Source organism: Variovorax sp. V118 (assembly GCF_041154445.1).
GTDB classification, from domain to species: domain Bacteria; phylum Pseudomonadota; class Gammaproteobacteria; order Burkholderiales; family Burkholderiaceae_C; genus Variovorax; species Variovorax boronicumulans.
Genome location: NZ_AP028663.1, coordinates 6,180,920 through 6,207,851, shown reverse-complemented (window position 1 = coordinate 6,207,851; position 26,932 = coordinate 6,180,920). Strand labels below are relative to the sequence as shown.

Sequence of the window (26,932 nt, the reverse complement as noted above, 5' to 3'; positions counted from 1 at the left end):
CCCATGACAGCACTGGACGACCGCACGCCGGTCATCGTCGGCGTCGGCGAGATCACGCACCGCACCAAGGAGGCCGCCGAAGGCCTCGAACCCATCGAGCTGATGGCCCGCGCCATGCGCGCCGCCGCACAGGACAGCGGCGCCGCCGCGTTGCTGGCCGGCCTCGACTCGCTCGACGTCGTCTGCGAGTACTCGTGGCCCTACACCGACGCGCCCGCGCTGCTCAACGCGCGGCTGGGCTGCAGCCCGGCGCGCAGCGTCTACGGCGTCACCGGCGGCGAAGCGCCGGTGCGCTACATCCACGAGGCCGCGCTGCGCATCGCGCGCGGCGAGAGCAAAGTCGCCGCCATCACCGGCGCCGAGGCGCGCTACACGGTGGACGCCGCCGCCAAGCTCGGCATCGCGCTCGATTGGACGCCGCGCGACGACAGCGTGAAGCTGGTGCGCGGCACCGACATCTGCCACCCCGTGGCGATCAAGCTCGGTGCGGCCATGCCGACCACCATCTACCCGTTCTACGAGAACGCCGCGCTCGCGCACTGGGGCCAGACGCCGCGCCAGGCGCAGGACGAGTCGTCGCGCCTGTGGGCGCGCTACTCCGAGGTGGCCGCCGCCAACCCCTACGCCTGGCTGCGCAAGCCCTTCACGCCCGAAGACATCGCGCGCGTCGACGCGGCCAACCGCCTCATCGCCTGGCCCTACACCAAGCACATGGTGGCCAACCCGCTGGTCAACATGGGCGCGGCCGTGCTGCTCACCAGCGTGGGCCATGCGCGCGCACTCGGCATTCCCGAAGACCGCTGGGTCTACGTGTGGGACGGCGCCGCCGCGCGCGAGCCGCGCGACTACCTGCAGCGCGACCAGTACCACCGCTCGCACGCGCAAGACATCGTGATGGAAACCGTGCTCGCGCAGGTCGGCGGAGACGCCTCGGCCTTCGAGATGCTGGAGCTGTACAGCTGCTTCCCCATCGTGCCCAAGATGGCGCGCCGCACGCTGGGCCTGGCGCCCGAGGCGCGCATGACCTCCACCGGCGGCCTGAGCTTCTTCGGCGCGCCGCTCAACGACTACATGACGCACGCCGCCGCCGGCCTGGTGCGCGCGCTGCGCGCCGCGCCGAAGGGCAAGGCCGCGCTGCTCTACGGGCAGGGCGAGTACGTCACCAAGCACCACGCGCTGGTGCTGGGCTCCAGCCCGCCGCCGCAGGGGCTTCCGAAGCCCGACTACGACGTGCAGGCCGCCGCCGATGCGCGGCGCGGCCCGGTGCCGCCACTGGTGCTGCAGTACGCGGGCGCCGCCACGCTGGAGACCTTCACCGTGGTCTACGGCCGCGACGGCCAGCCTTCGCAGGGCATCGTGATCGCGCGCACGCCGGCCGGCGAACGGCTCATGGCGCGTGTCAAGGCCACGGACGCGGCTTCGCTGAAGGTGCTGATCGACCTGGACCGCAGCCCCGTCGGTTGCAGCGGCACCGTGACGGCCGGTGCGGACGATCTCTTGAACTGGAGCGTGTCATGAGCGCAGTGACTGTCGAACGCCTGCCGGGCCAGGTCGCCCTCGTCACCATCGACCGCCCCGAGGCGCGCAACGCCGTCAACGGCGACGTGGCGTCGGGCCTCGAAGCCGCTGTCGATGCCACCGAGGCCGACGACGACATCCGCGCCGTGGTGCTCACCGGCGCCGGCCGTGAGGCCTTCTGCGCGGGCGCCGACCTGAAGGAAGTGTCGGCCGGGCGCGGCAGCGCGCTGCGCACCGAGCGTGGCGGCTTCGCGGGCTTCGTGTACCGCGAGCGCAGCAAGCCGTGGATCGCCGCCGTCAACGGCAAGGCGCTGGCCGGCGGCACCGAGCTCGTGCTGGCCTGCGACCTCGTCGTGGCCGTGCGGCAGGCCGCCTTCGGTCTGCCCGAGGTGCTGCGCGGGCTGATCGCCGCGGCGGGCGGGCTGTACCGGCTGCCGCGCGCCATTCCGCCCAACATCGCGCTCGAGCTGATCCTCACGGCGGGGCAACTCGATGCCGAGCGCGCGCACGGCTTCGGCCTGGTCAACCGCCTCGTGGATGACGTCGATGGGCTGCGCGAAGCCGCGCTGTCGCTGGCCGCCGAGATCGCGCGCAACGCCCCGGTGGCGGTGCGCCAGAGCCTGCGGGTGGCGCGCGAGGCGAACAGCGGACTCGACGAGGCCGCGCTGCGCGCCCTCACGCGCGATGCCTTCGAGCGCGTGGCCGCGAGCGAAGACTTCAAGGAAGGCCCGCGCGCCTTCATCGAGAAACGCGCGCCGCGCTGGACCGGGCGCTGAACCCGGGAAAGAGACCGCCATGTCCGACAGCGAAGCAGACGACATCCTCCTCGACCGCAGCCGCGCAGGCATCGCACTGCTCACGCTGAACCGCCCCGCGCGCCTCAACGCACTGAGCCAGCCCACCGTGCGGCGCCTGTGCGCCGCGCTCGACGCACTGGCGCAGGACGACAGCGTGCGCGTGCTGGTGCTCACCGGCGCCGGGCGCGGCTTCTGCGCCGGCTGGGACCTCACGACGCCGCTCACGCGCCGCGACGACCAGCCGCTCGAAGGCGAGCCCTCGGTGGCCGACCTGATGGCGGGGCAGGAGCTGTTCGCCGGCATGGTGCGGCGGCTGCGCGCGCTCGACAAGGTGGTGATCGCCGCCGTCAACGGCGTGGCCGTGGGCGCGGGCTTTGCGCTCACGCTGGGCGCCGACATCCGCGTGGCCGCGCGCTCGGCGTCGTTCCATGTCGGCGCGGTGCGCATCGGCCTCACGGCCGGCGAGTGCGGCATCAGCTACCACCTGCCGCGGCTGGTGGGCGCCTCGCGCGCCTTCGAGCTCATGCTCACGGGCCGCCCCGTGCCGGCCGACGAGGCCGAGCGCATCGGCCTGGTCGCCGCGCTGGTCGACGACGACGCGCTGCTGCCGCGCGCGCTCGCCCTGGCCGCCGACGTGCTGCGCAACAGCCCCTACGCCACGCGCCACACCAAGCAGCTCATGTGGGCCAACCTCGAGGCACCGAGCCTGGACGCCGCGCTCGAGGTCGAGAACCGCGCCCAGGTGCTGGCGCTGAAAACCGAGGATTTCCGCGAGGCCGCCGCCGCCTTCGCGGCCAAGCGCGCACCCGTCTTCACGGGGCGTTGAAACGTCTTTCCGCGCTTTCGTCGCTTCCGACGATGCGACGCCGGCGCCCGCGCGCCAAGATGCCTCTACACAACAGGCCGCCGGGTGCGCGCCAGAGGAGACACACATGGCAGGACCCCTGAAAGGACTTCGGGTCGTCGAGATGGCCGGCATCGGCCCCGGCCCCTTTTGCGCGATGCTGTTCGCCGACATGGGCGCGGAGGTGCTGCGCATCGCGCGCCCCGGCACGCGGCGCGACCCCCACGACATCCTGGCGCGCGGGCGCAGCACCTGGGAGGTCGACCTGCGTGCCCCCGACGCCGCCGCGCCGGTGCTCGACGCCATCGCGCGCGCCGACATCCTCATCGAGGGCTTCCGCCCCGGCGTGATGGAACGCCTGGGCCTGGGCCCGGCCGAATGCCTGGCGCGCAACCCGCGCCTGGTCTACGGCCGCATGACCGGCTGGGGCCAGCACGGCCCGCTGGCGCACGCGGCCGGCCACGACATCAACTACATCGCCATCAGCGGCGCGCTGCACGCCATCGGCCGCTCGGGCGAGGCGCCCGTGCCGCCGCTGAACTACGTGGGCGACTTCGGCGGCGGCGCCATGCTGCTGGCCTTTGGCCTCTTGGCCGCGCTGCACGAGGTGAAAGGCTCGGGCCAGGGCCAGGTGGTCGACGCCGCCATGACCGACGGCGCCGCCCTGCTGTCGGCCATGATGTACGGCTTCAAGTCGGCCGGCCAGTGGAGCAACCAGCGCGGCGAGAACCTGCTCGACGGCGGCGCCCACTTCTACGACACCTACGCCTGCGCCGACGGCAAGTACGTGGCCATCGGTTCCATCGAGCCGCAGTTCTACGCCCTGCTGCGCGAGCGCTGCGGCCTGGTCGACGACCCCGCCTTCGACGCCCAGATGGACGCCGACCGCTGGCCGCTGCTCAAGCTGCGCCTGGCCGACGTGTTCCGCACCCGCACGCGCGACGAGTGGTGCGTGCTGCTCGAAGGCAGCGACGCCTGCTTCGCCCCCGTGCTCGACTGGGACGAAGCGCCGCAGCACCCGCACAACGTGGCGCGCGGCACCTTCGCCACCGTGGGCGGCGTGGTGCAGCCCGCGCCCGCGCCGCGCTTCAGCCGCACCGCGCCGGTCGTGCCGCCGGCCGTGTCGCCCGACGACGGGCCCGCGCTGCTCAAGCGCTGGGGCGCGGCAGCGCCCGTGGCCGAAGCCCGCTGACGTCCTTGTTTTCCGGGCATGCGCGTTCGCGCATGCATGGCATTTCCGCACCGCACCGACAGGAGCCTTGTCCATGCCCACCACGCCACCGCCGCTGTACCTCACGCAGGCCCTGCACCGCGCCATGCAGTGCAGCCCGCGCGCCGTCGCCACCGTGTTCCAGGGCCGCACGCGCACCTACGGCGAACTCGGCGAGCGCGTCGCGCGCCTGGCGGGCGGGCTGCGTCGCCTGGGCGTGCAGCCCGGCGACCGCGTGGGCGTGCTCGCGCTCAACGCCGACCGCACGCTGGAGTACTACCTGGCCGTGTGGTGGGCCGGCGGCGTGGTCAACCCGGTCAACACGCGCTGGAGCGTGGCCGAGATGGCGCACTCGCTCGACGACTGCGCGACGCACATCCTTTTCGTGGACGACCAGTTCCTGGCGACGGCGGACGCGCTGCGCGTCGCCGCACGCGCCGTCACCACCTGGGTCTACATGGGCGAGCGCCAGGCGCCCACGGGCATGACCGATTGCGAAGCGCTGGTCCGCGAGAGCGAGCCCGTGCCCGACGCGCTGCGCGGCGGCGACGACCTGGCCGGCGTGTTCTACACCGGCGGCACCACCGGCCGGCCCAAGGGCGTGATGCTCAGCCACGCGGCGCTGGTGATCAATGCGCAGGTGTCGATGCTCGGCGCCTTCTTCGACGACAGCGCGCGGCTGTTGCAGGTGGCGCCGCTCTTTCATCTGGCGGGGCTGTCGTTCCTGCTGCGCGGCGTGCTCATGGGCTGCGCGCAGATCATCCTGCCGGGCTTCTCGGTGGACGGCATGCTCGCCGCCATCGAGCGCGACCGCGCCACCAACCTCATGGCCGTGCCCGCCATGCTGCAGATGCTGGTGGACGACCCGCGCACCGCGCAGGCCGACCTGTCGAGCGTGCGCTTCGTGGGCTACGGCGCCTCGCCGATCACCGAGGCACTGCTGGAGCGCGCCTTCGCGACCTTCCCGCAGGCCGAGTTCGCGCAGGGCTACGGCATGACCGAGCTGTCGGCCGGCGTGAGCTACCTCACGCGCCACTACCACTCGCCCGAAGGCCGCAAGCTCGGCAAGCTGGCCTCGGCCGGGCAGGCGCTCTCGGGCATCGACCTGCGCGTGTGCGACAGCGACGGCCGCGAGGTGCCGCGCGGCACCGTCGGCGAACTCACGGTGCGCAGCCCGTGCGTGATGCAGGGCTACTGGAACCTGCCCGAGCAGACGGCCGCCGCGTTGCAGGGCGGCTGGATGCACACCGGCGACGCCGCCCGCATGGACGACGACGGCTTCGTCTTCATCGTCGACCGCTACAAGGACATGATCGTGAGCGGCGGCGAGAACATCTACTGCGCCGAGGTCGAGGGCGCGCTCGCGCGCCACCCCGCCGTGGCCGCCGCCGCCGTCATCGGCGTGCCCGACGAGCGCTGGGGCGAGGCCGTGCATGCGGTGGTGGTGCGCAAGCCGGGCAGCGATGCCGATGCCGACGCGCTCATCGCCCACTGCCGTGAATTGATCGCCGGCTACAAGTGCCCGCGCAGCGTGGCGTTCGTCGACGCGCTGCCGATCTCGGGCGCCGGCAAGGTCATGAAGTACCGCCTGCGAGAGCCGCACTGGGCCGGCCACGCACGCCGGGTTGCCTGACGAAAAAAACCACCAAGGAGACGACACCATGTTCCTCACCCAGCCCCTGCACAAGGGCCGCCGCGAGAAGGCCCGCGAGACCGCCGTGGTCTGCGGCAACCACCGCCTGGACTTCGCGACCCTCACCGACCGCGTGGCGCGCCTGGGCGCCGTGCTGCAGCAGCTCGGCATGGCGCGCGGCGACCGCGTCGGCATGATGAGCCTGAACTCGCACCGCTTCGTCGAGTTCTTCTTCGGCACCTGGTGGGGCGGCGGCGTCATCAACCCGGTGAACATCCGCTGGAACCCGAAGGAGGTCGCCTACTCGCTGGACGACTGCGACACGCGCATCCTGCTGGTCGACGACCTGTTCGCGCCCATGGCCGGCGAGCTGCGCAAGCTCTCGACCTCGCTGCGCACCGTGGTGTACTGCGGCGACGGTCCCGTGCCCGAGGGCATGGTCGGCTACGAGGCGCTGCTGGCCGACGCGCAGCCGATCGACGATGCGCCGCACAGCGCCGACGAGCTGGCCGCCATCATGTACACCGGCGGCACCACCGGCCGGCCCAAGGGCGTGATGCTCACGCACGGCAGCCTCTACATCAACGCGCTGAGCTCGGTGGCCGCCGTGCCGCGCGAGACGCGCAACGCCGCCGTGGTCATCGCCGTGCCCATGTTCCACGTGGCCGGCTGCGGGCTGTCGCTGCAGAGCATCCTGCGGCTGGTGCCGCAGCACGTGGTGCCGATGTTCGACGAGGTGGCGATCCTGCAGGCCATCCAGGCCGCGCGCGCCACCGAGATGTTCCTCGTGCCCACCATGATCAAGCGCGTGATCGAGCACCCGCGCTTTGCCGAGTTCGACCTGTCGAGCCTGCAGATGCTGCTGTACGGCGCCGCGCCCATCGACGTGGCGCTGCTCGAGCAGGCCATGGCCGCGCTGCCCGCCACGAGTTTTTCGCAGGCCTACGGCATGACCGAGCTGTCGCCCACCGTGGCGGTGCTGATGCCGCACTTCCACCTGCCCGGCCCCGACCGCAACCGCCTGCTGCGCGCGGCCGGCACGCCGGTGCCCGTGGCCGAGATCCGCATCGTCGACGGCGAGGACAACGAGTTGCCCCCCGGCCAGGTCGGCGAGATCGTCGCGCGCGGCCCGATGGTCATGAAGGGCTACTGGAACAAGCCCGCCGAGACCGAGGCGGCGCTGCGCGGCGGCTGGATGCACACCGGCGACGGCGGCTACATGGACGAGCACGGGCTGTTGTTCGTGGTCGACCGCATGAAGGACATGATCGTGAGCGGCGGCGAGAACGTGTACTCGGCCGAGGTCGAGAACGCCATCGCCCAGATGCCGCAGGTGCTGATGTCCGCCGTCATCGGCGTGCCCGACGACAAGTGGGGCGAGCGCGTGCATGCGGTGATCGTTCTGCGCGAGGGCATGCCGCTCACGGCCGACGACGTCATCACGCATTGCCGCGACCAGATCGCCAACTACAAGTGCCCGCGCAGCGTGGAGTTCCGCGATGCGCTGCCGCTGTCGGCGGCGGGCAAGCTGCAGAAGTTCCAGCTGCGAGAGCCTTTCTGGGCCGGTAAAGAGCGCCGCGTCGGCTGAACCCCATTCCCCTCATTCCAAGACACTGAAGGACACCCCATGCCCATCGATTTCCGCCGCTCGTGGAGCGACGAAGAACTGGAGCTGTACCGCGACAACGTCGTGCGTTTCGTCGAGACCGAAGTCGTGCCCCACGACGAAGAGGCGCGCAAGCGCGGCCACGTCGGCCACGAGGTGTGGCGCAAGGCCGGCGCCCTCGGCCTGCTGTGTTCCGACATTCCCGAGGCCTACGGCGGCGCGGGCGGCGACTTTCGCCACGAGGCCGTGTTCTACGAAGAGAAGGCGCGCCGCGCGCTCAGCGGCATGGCCAGCTCGGTGCACACCATCGTGGCGCACTACTTCCTGAACCACGGCACCGAGGAACAGAAGCAACGCTACCTGCCGCGCATGGCGCGCGGCGAGCTGGTCGGCGCCATCGCCATGACCGAGCCCGGCGCCGGCTCCGACCTGCAGGGCGTGCGCACGCGCGCCGAGAAGCAGCCCGACGGCAGCTACCGCATCCGCGGCTCCAAGACCTTCATCACCAACGGCTTTCTCGCGGGCGTGGTGCTGGTCGTGGCCAAGACCGACCCGACGCAAGGCGCCAAGGGCACCTCCATCCTCATCGTCGAGACCGAAGGCTGCGAGGGCTACCGCGTGGGCCGCGTGCTCGACAAGATCGGCATGAAGGCGCAGGACACCTCGGAGCTCTTCTTCGACGACGTGCACGTGCCGGCCGACGCGCTGCTCGGCGGCCAGGAAGGGCAGGGCTTCTTCCAGCTCATGAGCGACCTGCCGTACGAGCGCACCATCATCGGCGTGAACGCGCTGGCCACCATGGAAGGCGCCTACCAGGCCACGCTCGACTACGTGCGCGACCGCAAGGCCTTCGGCAAGCCGATCGCCGAGTTCCAGAACACCAAGTTCAAGCTGGCCGAGATCGCCACGCAGATCAAGGTCGGCCGCGCCTTCATCGACCGCTGCGTGGAAGACCTCGTGGCCGGCAAGCTCGACACCGCCACCGCCTCCATGGCCAAGCTCTGGGCCTCCGAGACGCAGGGCCGCGTGGTCGACGAGTGCCTGCAGCTCTTTGGCGGCTACGGCTTCATGACCGAGTACATGGTGGCGCGCATGTACGCCGACGGGCGCGTGCAGCGCATCTACGGCGGCACCAACGAGATCATGAAAGAAGTGATCTCGCGCGCGCTGTGACGGCGATGAACGAGGTGCTGCAGGTCGAGCGGCGCGGCGAGGTCGCCTGGCTCACGCTGAACCGCCCCGAGCGCCTGAACGCGCTCGACCCGGCGCTGGTGCGCGCGCTGCGCGCGTACTTCGAGGGCCTCAGCGCGCGCAGCCCCGAGCGCGTGGTCGTGCTGCAAGGCGCGGGCCGCGCCTTCTGCGCCGGGCTCGACCTGAAGGAACAGGTGGGCGGCGAAGACCTCGGCGTGGCCGACATGCTCGAACAGCAGAAGGGCATCCGCGACATCATGCTCGCCATGCGGCGCTGCCCGCAGCCCATCGTCAGCGTGGTGCAGGGCGCGGCCAGCGGCGGCGGCTTTGCGCTCGCGCTGGCGTCGGACGTGCGCCTGGCCACGCCCGACGCGCGCATGAACGCCGCCTTCATCCGCATCGGCCTGTCGGCCTGCGACGTGGGCGTGAGCTACTTTTTGCCGCGCATGGTCGGCAGCTCGGTCGCGGCCGAGTACATGCTCACCGGCCGTTTCATGGACGCCCAGCGCGCGTACGCACTGGGCCTCGTGAGCCGCGTCGATGCGCTGCCCGCACTGCAGGCCGAGGCGCAGGCGCTGGCCGACGACATGCTCAACGCGACGCCCGTGGCGCTGCGCCTGACCAAGGAGGCGCTGGGCATCGCCGTGGACGCCGGCAGCATGGAAGCGGTCATCGCCATGGAAGACCGCAACCAGGTGCTGTGCACCCAGACCCGCGATTTCCGCGAAGGCATGACCGCCTTCCTCGAGAAGCGCGCGCCCGTCTACACGGGGCGCTGAGCTTCATTCCCGAACTTCGATGGACCGCACACAAGGATTTCCATGACCCTCGACGACCTGATGTTCAAGCCCGGCCTGCTGGCCGGCCGCCGCTACTTCGTGACCGGCGGCGGCAGCGGCCTGGGCCGCGTGATGAGCGAGGCGCTGCTGCTACTCGGCGCCCACGTCTACATCTGCGGACGCCGCGCGCCGGTGCTCGAAGAAACCGCGGCCGAGCTGATGCACCTGCACGGCGGGCGCGTGACGCCCAAGACCTGCGACATCCGCCACGACACGCAGATCACCGAGATGCTCGATGAAATCTGGGCCGACGGCGGCGCGCTCGACGGCCTCGTCAACAACGCCGCGGGCAATTTCGTGAGCCGCACCGAAGACCTGTCGCCGCGCGCCTTCGACGCCATCTCGAGCATCGTCTTTCGCGGCAGCTTCTGCATGACGCTCGAATGCGGCAAGCGCTGGCTGGCCGAAGGCAAGGCCGCGTCGGTGCTGTCGATCCTCACCACCTGGGTATGGAACGGCTCGCCCTTCACCGTGCCCTCGGCCATGTCGAAGGCCGGGCTGCATGCCATGACGCAGTCGCTCGCAGTCGAGTGGGCGGGCCGCGGCATCCGCTTCAACGCCATCGCACCGGGCCTGTTTCCCACCGAGGGCATGAGCGCGCGCCTGAACCCTGGCGGCGGCGAGCACAAGGCCGAGCGCAACCCGATGGAGCGCAACGGCCGCATGCCCGAGCTGGCCAACCTCGCGGCCTACCTGCTCGGCCCGGGCTCGGAGTACGTCAACGGCCAGACCATCGCCATCGACGGCGCGCAGTTCCAGGCCACGGGCGGGAATTTCTCGCGCATGTCGCAGTGGCAGGACGAGGACTGGAAACGCGCGCGCGAACACATCGCGGGGCGCGACGCGCAGGACAAGCGGCAGCGGCTGGCGGCCTGAAGCGCCGCAACCTAGGGAAAAACTTCAGCGTCAGGATTCCAAAGTATCGGAACAAGCCCCGACGAGATCACAAAGAACGACCCCTCTTTCCAGAATTTAACGACCGTTAACCGGCCCGTGCGCGACGTCTTCACGACGTGGTTTCACCGGCAGGGCAACGGTCTTTTCATTCCATTCCAAGACAGAGAGGGTTCGTTCCGTCATGACGAGATCACCGAAGTTCAAGCGCAGGGCCGTGGCCCGCGCCGCCGTGTGCGTGCTGGGTTCGATGCTGGCCTCCGCGGCCGGCGCACAGGCCTATCCGGGCGACCCCGGCATGATCGGCAACCCGGCCAGCTGGCGCACGAAGGAGTTCCTGTCCGACTGGGGGCTCGGGGCGATGAAGACCGAGCACGCCTATGCGGCGGGTTTCACCGGCAAGGGCGTGAAGCTGGGCGTCATCGATTCGGGCTTCGACGTGCGCCACACGCGCGAGCTGCCGCTCACGCGCTTCACGGCGCTGGTGACGGCGACGTCCAATGGGGCCTACAGCCAGTTCGCGGCGGATGGCTCCGTGCTGAACAGCAACAACGTGGGCAACGGTTTTCATGGTACCCATGTGTCCGGCACGGTGGGCGCCAGCCGGGACGGCCAGAGCATTGCCGGCAACATGCACGGCGTGGCATTCAATGCCAACGTCGTCGTGGGCAATACCAATGCGCCCGATGCGCTGAGTTCGGAGGCCGGACTGAGTCCGGGCATCTACTCCCACGCCACGACCGAGAACTTTCGCAACCTCTACCAGGGCATGCGCGACGCTGGCGTCCGCGCCATCAACAACAGCTGGGGCAATCCATCCTTCTTTGCGAGTTTCAATACGCTGAAGAGCGTGCAGACCGACTATTTCAAGTTCCTGAAGGCGCCTTCCTGGCTCGATGCCGCTATCGATGCCACGAAGATGACAGCCGACGGCAGGGAAGGAGTCATCCAGGTGTTTGTTTCAGACAATCAGGGGTCGGCCAACCCGGCGGCACGCGGCGCGCTGCCGTACTTCCGGCCTGATGCAGAGGGGCACTGGTTGACGGTGACTGCGCTCGAGAAGACAAAGGATGGCTACGGTCAGTTGTTCAACAAGTGCGGGATTGCCAAATACTGGTGTGTGGCAGCCCCCGGGGGCGGCGTCACGAGCACGGTGTTCGATGGCGCTTATAGCACCTACTCCGGCACCTCGATGGCCGCGCCGCATGCCACAGGGGCCCTGGGCATCATCATGGAGCGATATCCGTACATGAACAACGAGCAGGCCCTGCAGGTGCTGCTCACCACGGCCACGAAGCTCGACGGCACGCGCCAGGCCGCGCCCGACGCCGTGATCGGCTGGGGCCTCATCAACCTCGAGAACGCCATGAAGGGGCCGGGCCAGCTGCTCAAGCGCACCGTGATCGAAATGCCGGGCGGCACATCGGACACATGGCGCAATGACATCTCCGAAGCGGGTCTGATTCAACGCAAGAGGGAAGAGGCGACAGAGATTGCGCGCCTGAGCGCCAATGGAGGGCCGGCCACGGAGGAAAGCCTCAAGCCGGCGGCCGACGCGGCCCAAGCGCTGTTCAGTGCCTATGTCGACGCTGTGTTTTCCGGCCGCGATCGCGCGGATGCGCTGGCCGCCGCGCAGGCCAATCCGATCGCGGCGAGAGAGGTAAAAGAAGTCGAGCTCATTCTTCAGATCCACAAGCCAGGATCGCCCCTGTGGGATGTTCTGGAAAAAACCTTGAGGACGCCCCTCGACGTTGCTGCGCTCATCAAAGCCATGGTGGCCGAAGCCGTGCCCGACGGGGAGCGCCTGACCCACCTGCGCAGCAAGACCGACGAAGACTACCGCGGCAGCCTCGTGAAGGCCGGCGCCGGGCGGCTGGTGCTCACGGGCACCAACACCTACTCGGGCGACACGCGCATTCAGGCCGGCGAACTCGCCCTGGGCGAGGGCGGCACCACCGGTTCCATCACCAGCCACGTGGCCATCGACGCGGGCGCCAGCTTCGCCATCGACCGCGGCGATGCCTACGACTTCACCTACAACATCACCGGCGCGGGCGACCTGCGCACCACGGGCGGCACGACCGGCGAAGGCGTCACCACGTTGAGCGGTGCCAACAGCTACGCAGGCGCGACCTGGGTCCAGGGCGGCACGCTGCGCGCGGGCTCGGCCACCGGCCTGTCGGGCGCCAGCGCGTTCACGGTGGCCGGCAAGGCGAAGCTCGACCTCAACGGCTTCGACGCCACCATCGGCTCGCTGGCCGGCGCGGGCGACGTCGCCGCGGGCACCGGCACGCTGACCACCGGCGGCAACGACCGTTCGACGCAGTTCGCGGGCCGCTTCAGCGGCAGCGGCGGCCTCGTCAAGGCGGGCGCGGGCCGCTTCGAGCTCACCGGTGACTCCGGTGCCTTCACGGGCAAGACCTCGGTGGTGCAGGGCATGCTGTCGGTCAACGGCACGTTGGGCGGCGAGATGGCCGTGTTGTCGGGCGGTCGCCTGCAGGGCACCGGCACGGTCGGCAGCACCACCATCGCCGCGGGCGGTGTCGTGGCGCCGGGCAACTCCATCGGCACGCTGCACGTGGCCGGCAACGCACGCTTCGCGCCGGGCGCGACCTTCGAGGCCGAGCTGAGCGGCACCGACGCGCAGGCCGACCGGCTCGATGTCAGCGGGCAGGCCACGCTCGAGGGCGGCACGGTGCGCGTGCTCGGCGGCTACAACCTCGGCACGCGCTACACGCTGCTGAACGCCGAGGGCGGCGTGAGCGGCACCTTCGCCGATTTCAGCGTGGCCAAGGACTATCTCTTCCTCACGCCGAAGCTGGGCTACACCGCGACGCAGGTCTATACCGAGGCCATGCGCAACAGCGTGTCGTTCGCGTCGGTCGCGCAGTCGGGCAACCAGCGTGCGATGGGTGTGAACCTCGATGGCGCGGCCGCGTGGAGCCCGGCGTTGGCTGCCGCGCTGCAGTTGGAGAGCGTGCCGGCCGCACGCACGGCCTTCGACAGCCTCTCGGGCGAAGTGCACGCCTCCGCGAAGACCGCGCTCATCGAAGACAGCCGCTTCGTGCGCGAGGCCGCGATGGAGCGCCTGCGCGCCTCGGCCGGCACGGCGGGCGCGTCCACGGCGCCGGTCAAGGTCAACGACGGCGCCGGCCAGTCGCACATGGCCGCACCGACCACGGGCGAGACCGTCTTCTGGAGCCAGGCCCTGCACTCGACCGGCCGTGCGCGCGGCGACGGCAATGCCGCGCGGCTCGATCGCTCGGTCGACGGCCTGCTGATGGGCGGTGACACCCGCGTGGGCGACAACGTGCGCCTGGGCGTGACCGGTGGCTACAGCCGCAGCAAGTTCGACGTGGATGCGCGTTCGTCCTCGGGTGACGCCACCAGCTACCACCTGGGCCTGTACGGCGGCACCACGCTCGGTGCGTGGGCCCTGCGCGCCGGCGCAGCTTATGCGCGGCACGACGTGGACACCACGCGCCAGGCGCGCGTGGCGGGCCTGGCGGATTCGCTCAAGAGCAACCACGACGCATCGACCACGCAGGTCTTCGGCGAAGTGGGCTACAGCCTGGCGGCCGGCGACGTGGCACTGGAGCCCTTCGCCAACCTGGCGCATGTCACGCTGCACACCGACGCGTTCTCGGAGCGCGGCACCTGGGCGGCATTGCAGGCGCGCAGCGGCAGCGCGAGCGTCGGCCTGTCGACGCTGGGCCTGCGCGCATCGACCGCGCTGCGCCTGGGCAACGTCGACGCCACGCTCAAGGGCATGGTCGGCTGGCGCCGCGCCTACGGCGACCTGACGCCGTTCAGCAGCGTCGCATTGCCGGGCGCCACGGGCTTCTCTGACATTGCGGGCGTGGCGGTGGCGAAGAACGCGGCGGTGCTGCAACTCGGCCTGGACTTCGCGTTCTCGCCGCGCGCGACCTTCGGCGTGTCGTATGGCGGGCAGTTCGGCGGCAAGGCGCGCGACCAGTCGGTGAAGGCGAATCTGAACGTGTCGTTCTGACGAAAGGCGAGGGTTGGGGCCCGTCTGCCATGTGTCGGCGGGCGGGCCCTTTTTTTGGGCTAGCGGATCACGCCGAGCTTGCGCGCAATCGCCACCGCCTCCGTGCGCCGCTTCGCGCCCAGCTTCATGTGGATGTTGCGTAGGTGCGTGCGCACCGTGCTCTCCGACACGAACAGCTTCTCGCCCATCGCGTTGTTCGAGTAGCCCTCGGCCAGGAGCTGCAGCACGCGGATTTCCTTGCGCGTGAGCGGCTCCTTGGTGGCGTCGCCCGAAGGCGCCTCGGCGTCGATCGGCGACGGCGGCGGGCCCAGCACCTGCAGCAGCCGCTGCAGGTAGTCGGCCAATATCGGGTCGCTGCGCAGCACGGGCGCCACGGCACCCGCTTCCTGCTGCATGGCGGCGGCATAGCGGTGCACCAGCGTGCCCACGGCCGGGCCTTCGTCGAGGATCAGCCGCACGAAACCTTCCTGGCTCGCGGCCTGCAGCACGGCGCCGATCTCTTCGATGGCGGTGGCGAGGTCGCCCGCGCGCTGCAGCGCCAGCGCGCGCAGCACGCGCAGCTTGAGGGCGCGGCGGTTGCGGTTGGCGGCCACGGCGGCGTGCAGTTCGGCGTCGAGCACGGTGAGGGCCGCGCGCGCGTCGCCGAAGGCGATGTCCCAGCGCGCCCGCGCGAGCGCGAGGTAGTCGAGGTCGTGCGCGGGCAGGCGCTGGCGGCGCTCGCGCTCCCACAGCTCGGGGTCGTCGGCGCGCTGCAGCTCGTCGCGCGAGGCGGGGCCGTTGCCCTGCAGCAGCAGCATGTGGGCGCGCTCCAGCTTGGCGCCCGCCACCACGCGCGGCAGCTGGCGGTGGTGGCCCAGGTACTCGAGTTCGGTCAGGGCCTGGAACGCGGCGTCGATGTCGCCCGCGTGGAAGGCGATGCGCGAGCGCATGACGTGGCTCAGGATCATGTGGTCGGGCAGGCCCACGTCGCGCGCCAGCGGCAGGTACACGTTCAGCAGGTGCTCGGCCTGCACCAGCTGGTTGGTCTCGTACACGGCGCCCGCGTACAGCACGCCGGCCCAGGCGTTGCCGTGGCTGTGGTTGTACGACACGGCATGCGTGGAGTCGACCGCCATGCGCAGCCGCGCGGTGGCCTGGCGCAGCCGGCCTTCGGTGAGGTCGAACAGGCCCGCCAGCGACTCGGTGTACATGCGGTTGAAGGTGCTGTTGCCCTGCTCGCGCCGCGCGGCCTCGAGCAGGCGCTGCGCCTCGCGCTGGTCGCCGCGCACCGCGAGGATGTGCGCCATGGCATTGAGCAGCACGCCCTCGGCAAAGGCCAGGCCGGTGGGCAGGCGCGCGAGGCTTTCGCGGCCGGCTTCGTACGCGGCGTCGTGCTGGTCTTCCATGGCCAGCAGCAGCGGAATGAGCGTGTGGGCGTTGGCGCGCACCTCGGGAATGGGGCTGTCGAGGCAGCCCGACTGTTCGAGCAGCCGCATCGCGTCCCACGGGCCGTGCGTGAAGCAGGTGGCCCACAGCGCGATGAGTTGCAGGAACGGATGCTCGCGCAGCTGGTGTTCGGGGATGGCCGAGAACCAGCGCGCCAGCATGCGCATGCGGCCCTGCTCGAGGAACTGCTCGGCGTAGCTGTCGAGCAGCGTGAGCGCATGCGGATGGTCGCCGCCCTCGATGGCGTGGTCGATGGCGGGCACGGGCCGGCCGTGCGACTCGTACCAGCCCGAAGCCGCGAGGTGCAGTCGCGCGAGTTCGCCGGGCCGCTCGCGCGCCAGCTGCGCGCGCAGGAAGTCGGCAAAGAGGCTGTGGTAGCGCCACGCGCGCACCTCGCCGCCGGCATCGCCGCTCACGGGCGTGAGGAACAGGTTGGCGGCGGCCAGCTGCTCCAGGATGACGGCGCTGTCGCCGCGCGGGTTGAGCGCCTGGCACACCGAGGCGTCGAGCTGGCGCAGGATGCTCGTGCGCAGCAGGAAGTCGTGGATCTCGGGCGGCTGGTGCGCGAGCACGTCTTCGGCCAGGTAGTCGGCCACGGCGCGGTCGGAGCCCGAGAAGCGCTCGATGAAGCCGGTCTCGATGCCGTGCCGCTCCAGCGCCATCGACGCCAGCCAGATGGCCGCCACCCAGCCTTCGGTCTTGCGGTGCAGCTGCGAGAGCAGGTCGGCCGGCAGTGCCTGCGGCGGCTGCGCGGCGGCGTGCGGCGCATGGGCCTGGCGCAGGCCGATGAAGGCGCTGGTTTCTTCCAGCGAGAAGCGCAGACGGTCGGTGTCGATCTCGATGAGCTGGCCGCGCGCGCGCAGCCGGCCCAGCCCCAGGTCGGGCAGGCTGCGCGAGCCGATCACGATCTGCCCGCGCCGCGGCAGGTGCTCCACCAGCTCGCGCACGAGGCCCAGCACGGCGGGCTCCTGCACCACCTCGAAGTCATCGAGGAACAGCGTGAAGGGCGAGTCGTGCGCGGCCAGCGCGGCCACGGCGTCGAAGGGCGCGTGGCTTGCGGGCTCGTCCACGCCGATGCGCTGCACGGCCTCGGCCAGGCAGTTGAGAAAGCGCGACACGTCGTTGTCGGCACGGTCGAGCGTGAGCCAGGCGGTGGCGATGCCCTGCGCGTCCATGCGCTCGCGGATCTGCGCCATGGCGGTGGTCTTGCCGAAGCCGGCGGGCGCGCGCACCAGCACGAGCTTGACGGTGGCGGCGGCGATCTCTTCGCTGATGGCGGTGCGCGGCACCTGCGTGGCCACGAAGGCGGGCGGGTTCAGCTTGGTCTCGAGAATCCGGAGCGAAGAAGGGGGAACGGGGGCTGGTGCAGGCATCGCGAAGGGGGAGTGAGTGCCTGGAAATCCCGTCGCTTCCGACGATTCCGGCAACCGATTCTGCTTCCTAAACTGGCCGCAGACAAACTGAATTCCCCTGCATCCGGTGGCCTTGCGCACCCGGGCGGCGCTCTGCCCATGACCGACGACGTTTTCATCTACGACCACGTGCGCACACCGCGCGGCAAGGGGCGCGCCGACGGTGCGCTGCACCCCATCACGCCGGTGCAGCTGGCCACGCAGGTGCTGCAGGCGCTGCGCGAACGCCATGCACTCGACCCCGCGCAGATCGAGGACGTGGGCCTGGGCGTGGTGATGCCGGTGGGCGAGCAGGGCGCCGACATCGCGCGCGTCGCGCTGCTGTCGGCGGGCTACGGCGACAGCGTGGTGGGCTTCCAGCTCAACCGCTTCTGCACATCGGCGCTCGACACGCTGAAGATGGGCTTCGGCCTCGTGGCCTCGGGCCAGGCCGACGCGGTGATCGGCGGCGGCGTGGAGTCGATGTCGCGCGTGACCATCGGCAGCGACGGCGGCGCGGTCTACACCGATCCGGCCGTGGGCCAGCGCTACCCCTACATCCCCAACGGCGTGGCGGCCGACCTCATGGCCATGCTCGACGGCGTGGACCGCGAGGCGGTCGATGCCTACGCCATGGAAAGCCAGCGCCGTGCCGCCGTGGCACAGGCCGAAGGCCGCTTCGACCGCTCGCTCGTGCCCGTGCGCGACCGGCTCGGCCGCACCGTGCTCGCGAAAGACGAGGCCAACCGCCCCGGCACCACGATGGCCGACCTGGCCAAGCTCAAGCCCGCCTTCGCCGGCGTGGCCGCGCAGGGCTACGAAGCCATCCTGCTGCAGCGCTACCCGCAGCTGTCGCACATCGCGCCGATCCACACGGGCGGCAACTCGAGCGGCATCGTCGACGGCGCCTGCGCGGTGCTGCTGGGCAACCGCGACTACGGCACGCGCAACGGCTTGAAGCCGCGCGCGCGCATCGTCGGCAGCGCCTCGTGCGCCGACGAGCCGCTGCTGAGCCTGGGCGGCCCGATGCCCGCCACCGAGCGCCTGCTGGCGCGCTGCGGCCTGGCCATCGGCGACATCGACCTGTTCGAAGTGAACGAGGCCTTCTCGGTGGTGCCGATGCGCTATGCGCGCCACTTCGACATCGACCCCGCGCGCATCAACGTGAACGGCGGTGCCATCGCGCTGGGCCACCCGCTGGGCGCGACCGGCGCGATCCTCACGGGCACGCTGCTCGATGAGCTGGAGCGGCGCGACGCGCGCCTGGGCCTGGTCACGCTGTGCGCCGCGGCGGGGCAGTCGACCGCGCTGGTGATCGAACGCGTCTGAGCAGCACGTCTTCTCTTTCCTTTTTTCCTATGCCTTCCCACATCCGATTCGAGGTCGATGCCGACGGCGTCGCGCTCCTCACCCTCGACGTGCCCGAGCGGCCGATGAACGTGTTCACGCCCGGCTTCACGGCCGAACTGCGCGAGGCCGTGGCGCAGATCGCGCAGCGCGCCGACGTGCGCGGCGCCGTCATCACTTCGGGCAAGGCCAGCGGCTTCATGGCCGGGGCCGACCTGAAGGACCTCGTGGGCTTTCATGCCACGGGCGGCGGCGCGGCCGAGGCCATCGAGGCGATCGCACCCGGCGGGCGCGCGCTGCGCGAGCTAGAGCGCTGCGGCAAGCCCGTGGCGGTGGCCATCAACGGCGTGGCGCTGGGCGGCGGGTTCGAGCTCGCACTGGCCTGCCATCACCGCGTGCTGCTCGACGAGCCGCGCGCGGTGGTCGGGCTGCCTGAGGTCACGGTCGGCCTGCTGCCCGTGGGCGGCGGCACGCAACGGCTGCCGCGCCTCATCGGCATTGCGCGCGCGCTGCCGCTGCTGCTGTCGGGCCGGCACGTGGCGCCGGCCGAAGCGCTGGCGCTGGGCATGGTCGATGCGCTCGCGCCGGCCGACCAGCTCGTGGCCGTGGCCCGTCGCTGGGTGCTCGACCATCCCGACGCCGGCCAGCAGCCGTGGGACGTGAAGGGCTTCCAGGTGCCGGGCGGCGCGGGTGCGCTCGCACCGCATGCGGGGGCCAGCTTCGGCGCCACGCTGGCGCAGGTGCGGCGCGACACGCACGACCAGCTGCCGGCGCCGCTGGCCATCCTGTCGGCCGTGTACGAAGGCACGCAGCTGCCGATGGACGCGGGCCTGGCGGTCGAGGCGCAGTGCTTCGGCCCCTTGCTGGCCGGGCCGGTGGCGCGCAACCTGATGCGCACGCTGTTCGTGAGCCGGGGCGCGGCGCTGCGGCGCAAGGGCGACTTGGGTGCGGTCAACGCTGCGTATGTCGAACGGCTGCGTCAGCTGTACCGCAGTGAAGGTGCGGCGCTGTTGAGCGAGGGCGTGTCGCCTGCGCTGATCGCGAACGCTGCGCGGCAGGCCGGGTTGGGCGAGAGTCCGTTGACCGCCGATGCAACGGCGGAACAAGCCACTGCGTCGCAACCCGACGCACGCGCCGTCGGCGAACGCCTGCTGTCGCTGCTCGCGCTCGAAGCAGTGCGTTGCCTCGAAGAAGGCGTGCTGAAGCAGCCGGTCGAGGCCGACCTCGGCGCCGTGCTTGCGCTGGGCTACCCCGACTGGACCGGCGGCACGCTCTCGTACATCGAGACTGTCGGCCTCTCGGCTTTCGTCGCGCGCTGCGACGCGCTGGCCGAGCGCCACGGCGAGCGCTTCAAGCCTACGGCCGCACTGCGCCAGCGCGCGCAATCGAACACGCAGTTCTATCCCGCGGAGCACGCCGCGTGAGTACAGGCCGCGCGCAAGCGCTGCAGTCGCTGGTCGCGCAGCTGCAGCTCGAGCAGCTCGAGAAGAACCTGTTTCGCGGCACCAGCACCGACATCGGCGCGCCCGCCGTCTTCGGCGGCCAGGTGCTCGGGCAGGCGCTGATGGCCGCGGCCCGCACGGTCGACGGGCATGCGGCGCATTCGCTGCACGGCTACTTCCTGCGCGCGGGCGACAAGGCCGCGCCCATCGTCAGGGCCTGTGCACGCTATTTCCGGAGATCGCGTTGGTGCTCCAAGGGGCTGGCTGCAAGGCGCCCGTGCGCAGCAAGGCTGAAGCCTTGCAAGCGCGGGCAACGCCGCAGACGGCCCCTTGGAGCACCAACCCTACGGGAAGGGCTGCCAGGGCGGGCCACTCGGCGTTGCGCTCCTAGCGTGTGCGCATGCACACGCGTCGTCGCGCGCCTTGATTGGCCCGCCCTGGCAGCCCTTCGCGACTCCGGAAATAGCGTGCACAGGCCCTGCGACGTCGACCGCATTCGCGACGGCGCGAGCTTCACCACGCGGCGCATGGTCGCCATCCAGCATGGCGAGCCGATCTTCCACATGTCAGCCTCGTTCCACCGGCGCGAGGAGGGCGTGTCGCACCAGTGCGCGATGCCCGAGGCGCCGCCGCCCGAAGACCTCACGCCGCGCGCCGGCCCGCGCGTGCGCGTCGAAGGACCGATCGAGTTCCGCTACGTCGATCCGCGCGACCCCGTCACGGCCGGCCCGCGCCCGCCGCACAGCCAGCTCTGGCTGCGCACCGCCGACGCGCTGCCCGACGACCCGCTGCTGCACCAGGCCATGCTGGCCTACGCCTCCGACTACAGCTTCATGGGGGTGGCGATGCAGCCGCACGGCCTGGCGTTTCAGCAACCCGGCGTGCAGGGCGTGAGCCTGGACCACGCGATGTGGTTCCACCGCGACTTCCGCTGCGACGACTGGCTGCTGTACGACGCCGACTCGCCCTCGGCCGAGCATGCGCGGGGCTTCTGCCGCGGCGCGCTGTTCGACCGCGCCGGCCGGCTCGTGGCCTCGGTGGCGCAGGAAGGCCTGATCCGGGTGCGCCGATGATCAAGCTCGTCTTCTGCCTGCGGCGCTTGCCGCACCTGGACCGCGCGCAGTTCCAGCACCACTGGCGACACGTGCATGCGCCGCTCGTCGCCCAGCGCGCCGAGGTGCTGGGCCTGCGCCGCTACGTGCAGTCGCACACGCTCGACGACGCCCTCGTGCAGCCGCTGGCCGTGCCGCGCGGCAGCCCCGCGCCTTTCGACGGCGTGGCCGAGCTGTGGTGGGACAGCCTCGAAGCGCGCACCGGTGCGCGGCGCGAAGAAGCCCGCCGCGCGAGCGCCGAGCTGCTCGCGGACGAGCGCCGCTTCATCGACCTGGCCGCCTCGCCGATCTTCTTCACCGACGAGTTCGCCGTGGTCGGCGACCCCGCCGCCGAGGCGGTGCGCGACTACCTGCAGGCGCGCGGCCGCCTGTAATCGTCGCTTCGGACGATGCCTGTGCGCAGGGCGCGTCCCTAAACTTTTTCCCACAGGCTGGCGCGTCGCCGGCCGCGAGGAGACCCCTTTGTTCCAAGGCGAAAGTATCGAAGTCCTGCCGTTGCAGGACGGGCTGGTGGAGCTGCGCTTCGACCGGCGCGGCGAAGCCATCAACAAGCTCGACGCGCGCACCGTCGACGAGTTCCGCCAGGCCACCGAACGCATCGCGGCCTCGCCCGATGTGCGCGGCGTGCTGGTGACGAGCGCGAAAGACGTGTTCATCGTCGGTGCCGACATCACCGAGTTCGGCGCCACCTTCCAGCAGGCCGAGGCCGACATCGCGCGCGGCGTGCGCGCCAGCAACGAACTGTTCAACGCCTTCGAGGACCTGAAGGTGCCCAGCGTGGTCGCCATCAACGGCTTCGCGCTCGGCGGCGGGCTGGAGCTGGCGATGCTCGCGCCGCTGCGCGTGATGGCCGACACGGCCCAGGTCGGCGTGCCCGAGGTGAAGCTCGGGCTGTTCCCCGGCTTCGGCGGTACGGTGCGGCTGTCGCGTCTCGCAGGCCTGGCCACGGCCATCGACTGGGTGGCGAGCGGCAAGCCGGCCAAGGCGCCGGCCGCGCTGGCCGCGGGCGTGACCGACGAGGTCGCCGCGCCCGAGGCCCTGCGCGAACGCGCGCTCGCGCTGCTGCAACGCGCGGTGCGCGGCGAGGTCGACTGGCAGGCGGCGCAGCAACGCAAGCGCGCGCCGCTGGCGCTGTCGAAGCAGGAGGCCGGTGCGCTGGTCGAGGCCGCGCGCACGCAGCTGGCGGCGCGCAGCGGCAAGCACCAGCCCGCAGCCCTCATCGCGCTCGAAATGATGGCCGAGGCCGCCGGCCGCGACCGCGCCGGCGCGCTCGACCTCGAATCGGCCGCCTTCGGCCGCGTCGCGAAGACGCAGGCCGCCGCCTCGCTGGTGCAGGCCTTTCTCAACGACCAGGCGCTCAAGAAGCTCTACAAGCGCCACGCGCGCGAAGGCCGTCCGGTGAAGCAGGCAGCCGTGCTCGGCGCGGGCATCATGGGTGGTGGCATCGCCTACACCAGCGCACTGCGCGGCACGCCGGTGCGCATGAAGGACATCGCGCAGCCGCAGCTCGACCTGGGCATGGCCGAGGCCGGCAAGCAGCTCGCCAAGCAGGTGAAGAACGGCCGGCTCGCGCAGGCCAAGGCCGATGCCATTCAAGCGTCCATCGTGCCGCAGCTCGACGAGGCCGGCTTCGACACGGTGGACTGCGTGGTCGAGGCCGTGGTCGAGAACCTCGAGGTCAAGCGCAAGGTGCTGGCCGCGCTGGAAGGCAGCGTCAAGCCCGGCACCGTGATCGCCTCGAATACCTCGAGCCTGCGCATCGACGACATCGCCCAGCCGCTCGCGCGGCCCGAGGACTTTGTCGGCATGCACTTCTTCAACCCCGTGCCGGTGATGCAGCTGGTGGAAGTGATCCAGGGCGCGAAGACGCGCGACGCCGCCGTGTCCACCGCCGTGGGCTATGCCGTGGCCATGGGCAAGACGCCCATCGTGGTGAAGGACTGCCCGGGCTTCCTGGTCAACCGCATCCTCACGCCGTACATCAACGCCTTCGTGCAGCTGGTGGCCGATGGCGCCGACTTCGAGGCGGTCGACCGCGCGATGGAAGCCTTCGGCTGGCCCATGGGTCCGGCCTACCTGCAGGACGTGGTGGGCATGGACGTGGGCGCGCACGTGGGCGACGTGATCGCCGCGGGCTACCCGCAGCGCATGCCGGCCTTGGAGCGCAACGCCGTGAAGCTGATGGTGGCGAACAAGCGCTACGGCCAGAAGAACGGCGCGGGCTTCTACCGCTACGAGAACGACCCCACGGGCCGCCCACGCAAGTCGGCCGCACCCGAGGCGCATGCGCTGGTCGCCACGCTGCAGCCGCAAGGGCGGCGCGACTTCGCCGACGCCGAGATCGTCGAACGCATGATGCTGCCGATGGTGGTCGAGGCCGCGCACGCGCTCGAAGACGGCGTGGTCGCCACGCCGGCCGAGCTCGACATGGCGCTGCTGCTCGGCGTGGGCTTTCCGGCCTATGCGGGCGGCGCGCTCAAGTACGCCGACTGGCTGGGGCTGGACCGCGTGGTCGCGCTGTGCGACAAACATGCGGCGCTCGGCGCGCCGTATGTGCCCACGGCGCGCATGCGCGAGATGGCGGCGCGCAAGCTGCGCTACTACCCGGTCTGAACGGCAGGCGTTTTCGGTTTTCTTTCTTCCTTTCTCTCTCTCTATCCAAGGACAACAAGAGATGCAACTCGATTCCAGCATTGCCGCCGTCGTCACGGGCGGCGCCTCGGGCCTCGGGGCCGCCACCGCGCGCCGCCTGGCCAGCCACGGCGTGAAGGTCGCGCTGTTCGACCTCAACGTGGAGCAGGGCGAGGCCCTGGCCAAGGAGCTGGGCGGCGTGTTCTGCAAGGTCGATGTCACGTCGGAAGAGCAGGTCGACGCGGCCTTCGCCAAGGCGCGCGCGGCGCACGGGCAAGAGCGTGTGCTGGTCAACTGCGCTGGCACCGGCAACGCGGTGAAGACCGCGAGCCGCGACAAGGCCTCGGGCGAGATCAAGCACTTTCCGCTCGCCAACTTCGACCGCATCATCCAGATCAACCTCGTGGGCACCTTCCGCTGCATCGCCAAGTCGGCCGCCGGCATGCTCACGCTCGATGCGCTGGAAGACGGCGAGCGTGGCGCCATCGTCAATACCGCCTCGGTCGCGGCGCAGGACGGCCAGATGGGCCAGGCCGCCTACACGGCCTCGAAGGCCGGCGTGGTCGGCATGACGCTGCCCATCGCGCGCGACCTCATGGGCGAGGGCATCCGGGTGAACACCATCCTGCCGGGCATCTTCAACACGCCGCTGCTGCAGGGCGCGCCCGACAACGTGAAAGCCGCGCTGGCCGCCTCGGTGCCCTTCCCCAAGCGCCTGGGCAACCCGGCCGAGTACGCGACGCTGGCCGAGCTGATGATCACCAACGGCTACTTCAACGGCGAGAGCGTGCGGCTGGACGGCGCGATCCGGATGGCGCCGCGCTGAGGCCGGGGCGAAGGGCCGTCGTCAGCCCTTCTGCGCACGCCCGCGCGCCTGCACCGCCTCGCGCCGCGCGCGCAGCACCTCGGGCGTGAGCGACGCAGCCCAGTCGCGCGTGGCGGCCTGCTCCAGCGCCATGCCTTCGGCGAAGCTGCGCGCATGGCCGTCGTCGATCAGGCGCTTGTAGACCGGCAGCATCTCGGGCAGCGCGCTCGCGATGTCGGCGGCCAGCGCCAGCGCCTGGGGCATCAGCTGCTCGGGCGTCGTCACGCGGTTGACCAACCCCCAGCGCTCGGCCTGCTCGGCGCCGACGAAGTTGCCGCTGAAGGCCATCTCCTTGGCGCGCGCAATGCCGATGAGCCGCGACAGCCGCTGCGACAGCCCCCAGCCCGGGATCACGCCGATGCGCGCGTGGGTGTCGGCAAAGCGCGCCTCGCTCGAGGCGATCAGCAGGTCGCAGGCCAGTGCCACCTCGAGGCCGCCGGTGATGGCCGCGCCGTTTACGGCGCCGATCACCGGGCGCGGAAAGTTCGCGAGCGCGGTGGCCACGTCGGTGCCGGCGTCGCCGGTGATGGCGCCGGGGTCGATCTCGCGCAGGTCCAGGCCGGCGCAGAAGGCGCGGCCTGCGCCGGTGAGGACGAGCACGCGCACGCTGTCGTCCTGCGCGAGCGTGTCGAGCGTGCGCACCAGCGCGCGCCGCAGCGCGAGCGACAGGGCGTTCATCGCCTGCGGGCGGTTCAGCGTGAGGCAGGCACAGCCGTCCTGCGGACGGGTGAGCAGGAGGACGTTGTCGTCGTTGTCGGTTGCAGGTGTGTTCATGGCGTGTCAGTGTTGGGCGCAGGCCGGGCCGGGGCATCGTCGGAACGGACGAATCCGGCGGGCTTGTCCCGCTCACGACTCGAAACCCGCGCCCGCGTCGGCACCATGCGCCGCATTGTCTTCAATCCGTCCATCCTTGAATTTCACAGAGAAAGAAGGAGCGTCCCCATGGACTTCAGCCTCACCCCGGCCCAGCTCGACCTGCAGGAACGAACGCGCCGCTTCATCGCCGAGGAGGTGATTCCGCTCGAATCCGACCCCCGGCAGGATTCGCACGGCCCCGCCGAGGCGCTGCGCGACGAACTGGTGGCGCGCGCGCGCCGCGCCGGCCTGCTCACGCCGCATGCATCGAAGGAGCACGGCGGGTTGGGCCTGTCGCACGTCGACAAGGCCATCGTGTTCGAGGAGGCGGGCTACTCGCCGCTCGGCCCGGTGGCGCTCAACATCCACGCGCCCGACGAAGGCAACGTGCACCTGATGGAAGTGGTGGCCACGCCCGCGCAGAAGGCGCGCTGGCTGCAGCCGCTCATCGACGGCCATGTGCGCTCGTGCTTCTGCATGACCGAGCCGCCGCCCGGCGCTGGCTCCGACCCGTCGATGATGCAGACCGTGGCCGTGCGCGACGGCGACCACTACGTGATCACCGGGCGCAAGTGGTTCATCACCGGCGCCACCGGCGCGGGCTTCGCGATCATCATGGCGCGCATGGAAGGCGGCTCGTCGACCATGTTCCTGGCCGACATGGACCAGCCCGAGATCGTGATCGAACGGCAGATCGACGCGCTCGACAGCTGCTTCACCGGCGGCCACGGCGTGGTGCGTTTCGACGGCCTGCGCGTGCCGGCCACCGACGTGCTGGGCGCCATCGGCGAGGGCTTTCGCTACGCGCAGGTGCGGCTGGCGCCCGCGCGCCTCACGCACTGCATGCGCTGGCTCGGCGCCGCGCGCCGCGTGCACGAGCTCGCCGCCGACTACGCCCGCCGCCGCCAGGCCTTCGGCCATGCGCTGGTGGAGCACGAGGGCGTGGGCTTCATGCTGGCTGACAACGACATGGACCTGCACGTCTCGCGCCTGACGATCTGGCATTGCGCGTGGGTGCTCGACCAGGGCGGCAAGGGCCGCCACGAGTCGAGCGTGGCCAAGGTGCTGTGCTCGGAGGCCGAGTGGCGCGTGGTCGACCGCTCGGTGCAGATCCTGGGCGCGAGCGGCGTGTCCGACGAGACCGTGGCCGCGCGCATCTTCCGCGACATGCGGGCCTTCAGGATTTATGACGGCCCCTCGGAAGTGCACCGCTGGAGCATGGCCAAGCGCCTGGCCAAGGCTTGAGAAGGTGTGAACGAACCCGCCATGTCCGCTCATCCCGCCCAGACACGCCCCCTCGGCGTTGCAAATGCTCGCCATAGC

19 protein-coding genes and 1 pseudogene are annotated in these 26,932 nt (G+C 70.9%); 18 read left to right on the top strand and 2 right to left on the bottom strand.

Annotated elements, in window-relative coordinates; all coding sequences use genetic code 11:
- The first annotated feature begins 3 nt into the window (after nt 1–3).
- The 10 genes from ACAM52_RS28880 (at nt 4) to ACAM52_RS28835 (ending at nt 14,541) form a co-directional block, all read left to right on the top strand.
- Entirely contained in the window at nt 4–1,518 is a 1,515-nt protein-coding gene (locus tag ACAM52_RS28880; protein WP_369645257.1) for an acetyl-CoA acetyltransferase, read from the top strand.
- Entirely contained in the window at nt 1,515–2,294 is a 780-nt protein-coding gene (locus tag ACAM52_RS28875) for an enoyl-CoA hydratase-related protein (protein ID WP_369645256.1), read from the top strand. Before ACAM52_RS28880 ends, ACAM52_RS28875 begins: the two co-directional genes overlap by 4 nt.
- Before the next feature lie 19 nt (nt 2,295–2,313).
- Complete coding sequence (locus tag ACAM52_RS28870) at nt 2,314–3,141, top strand: enoyl-CoA hydratase/isomerase family protein (RefSeq protein WP_369645255.1); 828 nt, start codon at nt 2,314–2,316, stop codon at nt 3,139–3,141.
- Nucleotides 3,142–3,247: 106 nt separating this feature from the next.
- Nucleotides 3,248–4,351 (top strand): CaiB/BaiF CoA transferase family protein, encoded by a 1,104-nt coding sequence (locus ACAM52_RS28865; RefSeq protein ID WP_369645254.1) that lies wholly within the window; start codon nt 3,248–3,250, stop codon nt 4,349–4,351.
- Nucleotides 4,352–4,424: 73 nt separating this feature from the next.
- Nucleotides 4,425–6,002 carry a long-chain fatty acid--CoA ligase gene (locus tag ACAM52_RS28860; RefSeq protein WP_369645253.1) on the top strand — a complete coding sequence of 526 codons (1,578 nt, stop codon included), beginning with the start codon at nt 4,425–4,427 and terminating at the stop codon, nt 6,000–6,002.
- 28 nt (nt 6,003–6,030) lie between these two features.
- The gene (locus ACAM52_RS28855) at nt 6,031–7,590 is read left to right on the top strand and encodes a long-chain-fatty-acid--CoA ligase (RefSeq protein WP_369645252.1); all 1,560 of its coding nucleotides are present in this window, start codon (nt 6,031–6,033) and stop codon (nt 7,588–7,590) included.
- A gap of 39 nt (nt 7,591–7,629) precedes the next feature.
- The gene (locus tag ACAM52_RS28850; protein WP_307638055.1) at nt 7,630–8,781 is read left to right on the top strand and encodes an acyl-CoA dehydrogenase family protein; all 1,152 of its coding nucleotides are present in this window, start codon (nt 7,630–7,632) and stop codon (nt 8,779–8,781) included.
- A gap of 5 nt (nt 8,782–8,786) precedes the next feature.
- Nucleotides 8,787–9,578: an enoyl-CoA hydratase/isomerase family protein gene (locus ACAM52_RS28845; RefSeq protein ID WP_369647798.1), complete on the top strand. Its 792-nt coding sequence runs from the start codon at nt 8,787–8,789 to the stop codon at nt 9,576–9,578.
- Between the two features lie 42 nt (nt 9,579–9,620).
- Entirely contained in the window at nt 9,621–10,514 is an 894-nt protein-coding gene (locus ACAM52_RS28840) for an SDR family oxidoreductase (RefSeq protein ID WP_369645251.1), read from the top strand.
- Between the two features lie 202 nt (nt 10,515–10,716).
- On the top strand, nt 10,717–14,541 hold the full coding sequence (locus ACAM52_RS28835; RefSeq protein ID WP_369645250.1) for an autotransporter domain-containing protein: 3,825 nt from the start codon (nt 10,717–10,719) through the stop codon (nt 14,539–14,541).
- A gap of 59 nt (nt 14,542–14,600) precedes the next feature.
- Here ACAM52_RS28835 and ACAM52_RS28830 read toward each other — a convergent pair whose 3' ends face one another.
- Complete coding sequence (locus ACAM52_RS28830; RefSeq protein ID WP_062478179.1) at nt 14,601–17,339, bottom strand: LuxR C-terminal-related transcriptional regulator; 2,739 nt, start codon at nt 17,337–17,339, stop codon at nt 14,601–14,603.
- A 138-nt stretch (nt 17,340–17,477) separates the two neighbouring features.
- Between ACAM52_RS28830 and ACAM52_RS28825 the strand changes: the two genes are divergently transcribed.
- From ACAM52_RS28825 to ACAM52_RS28795, 7 genes and pseudogenes are all read left to right on the top strand, one after another.
- Nucleotides 17,478–18,686 carry an acetyl-CoA C-acetyltransferase gene (locus ACAM52_RS28825; protein ID WP_369645249.1) on the top strand — a complete coding sequence of 403 codons (1,209 nt, stop codon included), beginning with the start codon at nt 17,478–17,480 and terminating at the stop codon, nt 18,684–18,686.
- A gap of 29 nt (nt 18,687–18,715) precedes the next feature.
- Nucleotides 18,716–20,128, top strand: coding sequence for an enoyl-CoA hydratase-related protein (locus tag ACAM52_RS28820; RefSeq protein ID WP_369645248.1), 1,413 nt, complete (start codon nt 18,716–18,718; stop codon nt 20,126–20,128).
- A pseudogene (locus ACAM52_RS28815) lies at nt 20,125–20,358 on the top strand (acyl-CoA thioesterase); the annotation flags it as partial. The gene ACAM52_RS28820 and the pseudogene ACAM52_RS28815, both read left to right, overlap by 4 nt.
- A 255-nt stretch (nt 20,359–20,613) precedes the next feature.
- Nucleotides 20,614–21,219 carry an acyl-CoA thioesterase gene (locus tag ACAM52_RS28810; RefSeq protein ID WP_369647797.1) on the top strand — a complete coding sequence of 202 codons (606 nt, stop codon included), beginning with the start codon at nt 20,614–20,616 and terminating at the stop codon, nt 21,217–21,219.
- The gene (locus tag ACAM52_RS28805; protein ID WP_369645247.1) at nt 21,216–21,632 is read left to right on the top strand and encodes an EthD domain-containing protein; all 417 of its coding nucleotides are present in this window, start codon (nt 21,216–21,218) and stop codon (nt 21,630–21,632) included. Before ACAM52_RS28810 ends, ACAM52_RS28805 begins: the two co-directional genes overlap by 4 nt.
- Nucleotides 21,633–21,720: 88 nt before the next feature.
- Nucleotides 21,721–23,871 carry a fatty acid oxidation complex subunit alpha FadB gene (gene fadB, locus ACAM52_RS28800; protein WP_369645246.1) on the top strand — a complete coding sequence of 717 codons (2,151 nt, stop codon included), beginning with the start codon at nt 21,721–21,723 and terminating at the stop codon, nt 23,869–23,871.
- A 61-nt stretch (nt 23,872–23,932) separates the two neighbouring features.
- The gene (locus tag ACAM52_RS28795) at nt 23,933–24,715 is read left to right on the top strand and encodes an SDR family NAD(P)-dependent oxidoreductase (RefSeq protein WP_062478161.1); all 783 of its coding nucleotides are present in this window, start codon (nt 23,933–23,935) and stop codon (nt 24,713–24,715) included.
- A 21-nt stretch (nt 24,716–24,736) separates the two neighbouring features.
- Here ACAM52_RS28795 and ACAM52_RS28790 read toward each other — a convergent pair whose 3' ends face one another.
- Nucleotides 24,737–25,528: an enoyl-CoA hydratase gene (locus ACAM52_RS28790; RefSeq protein ID WP_369645245.1), complete on the bottom strand. Its 792-nt coding sequence runs from the start codon at nt 25,526–25,528 to the stop codon at nt 24,737–24,739.
- Nucleotides 25,529–25,696: 168 nt separating this feature from the next.
- Here ACAM52_RS28790 and ACAM52_RS28785 point away from each other — a divergent pair, with 168 nt between their 5' ends.
- Entirely contained in the window at nt 25,697–26,854 is a 1,158-nt protein-coding gene (locus tag ACAM52_RS28785; protein ID WP_369645244.1) for an acyl-CoA dehydrogenase family protein, read from the top strand.
- Nucleotides 26,855–26,932: the final 78 nt, after the last annotated feature.

Coding starts and splice junctions, on each gene's coding strand:
- ACAM52_RS28880 (WP_369645257.1), top strand. CDS start 4: ATGACAGCACTGGACGACCGCACGCCGGTCATCGTCGGCGTCGGCGAG.
- ACAM52_RS28875 (WP_369645256.1), top strand. CDS start 1,515: ATGAGCGCAGTGACTGTCGAACGCCTGCCGGGCCAGGTCGCCCTCGTC.
- ACAM52_RS28870 (WP_369645255.1), top strand. CDS start 2,314: ATGTCCGACAGCGAAGCAGACGACATCCTCCTCGACCGCAGCCGCGCA.
- ACAM52_RS28865 (WP_369645254.1), top strand. CDS start 3,248: ATGGCAGGACCCCTGAAAGGACTTCGGGTCGTCGAGATGGCCGGCATC.
- ACAM52_RS28860 (WP_369645253.1), top strand. CDS start 4,425: ATGCCCACCACGCCACCGCCGCTGTACCTCACGCAGGCCCTGCACCGC.
- ACAM52_RS28855 (WP_369645252.1), top strand. CDS start 6,031: ATGTTCCTCACCCAGCCCCTGCACAAGGGCCGCCGCGAGAAGGCCCGC.
- ACAM52_RS28850 (WP_307638055.1), top strand. CDS start 7,630: ATGCCCATCGATTTCCGCCGCTCGTGGAGCGACGAAGAACTGGAGCTG.
- ACAM52_RS28845 (WP_369647798.1), top strand. CDS start 8,787: ATGAACGAGGTGCTGCAGGTCGAGCGGCGCGGCGAGGTCGCCTGGCTC.
- ACAM52_RS28840 (WP_369645251.1), top strand. CDS start 9,621: ATGACCCTCGACGACCTGATGTTCAAGCCCGGCCTGCTGGCCGGCCGC.
- ACAM52_RS28835 (WP_369645250.1), top strand. CDS start 10,717: ATGACGAGATCACCGAAGTTCAAGCGCAGGGCCGTGGCCCGCGCCGCC.
- ACAM52_RS28830 (WP_062478179.1), bottom strand. CDS start 17,339: ATGCCTGCACCAGCCCCCGTTCCCCCTTCTTCGCTCCGGATTCTCGAG.
- ACAM52_RS28825 (WP_369645249.1), top strand. CDS start 17,478: ATGACCGACGACGTTTTCATCTACGACCACGTGCGCACACCGCGCGGC.
- ACAM52_RS28820 (WP_369645248.1), top strand. CDS start 18,716: ATGCCTTCCCACATCCGATTCGAGGTCGATGCCGACGGCGTCGCGCTC.
- ACAM52_RS28805 (WP_369645247.1), top strand. CDS start 21,216: ATGATCAAGCTCGTCTTCTGCCTGCGGCGCTTGCCGCACCTGGACCGC.
- ACAM52_RS28795 (WP_062478161.1), top strand. CDS start 23,933: ATGCAACTCGATTCCAGCATTGCCGCCGTCGTCACGGGCGGCGCCTCG.
- ACAM52_RS28790 (WP_369645245.1), bottom strand. CDS start 25,528: ATGAACACACCTGCAACCGACAACGACGACAACGTCCTCCTGCTCACC.
- ACAM52_RS28785 (WP_369645244.1), top strand. CDS start 25,697: ATGGACTTCAGCCTCACCCCGGCCCAGCTCGACCTGCAGGAACGAACG.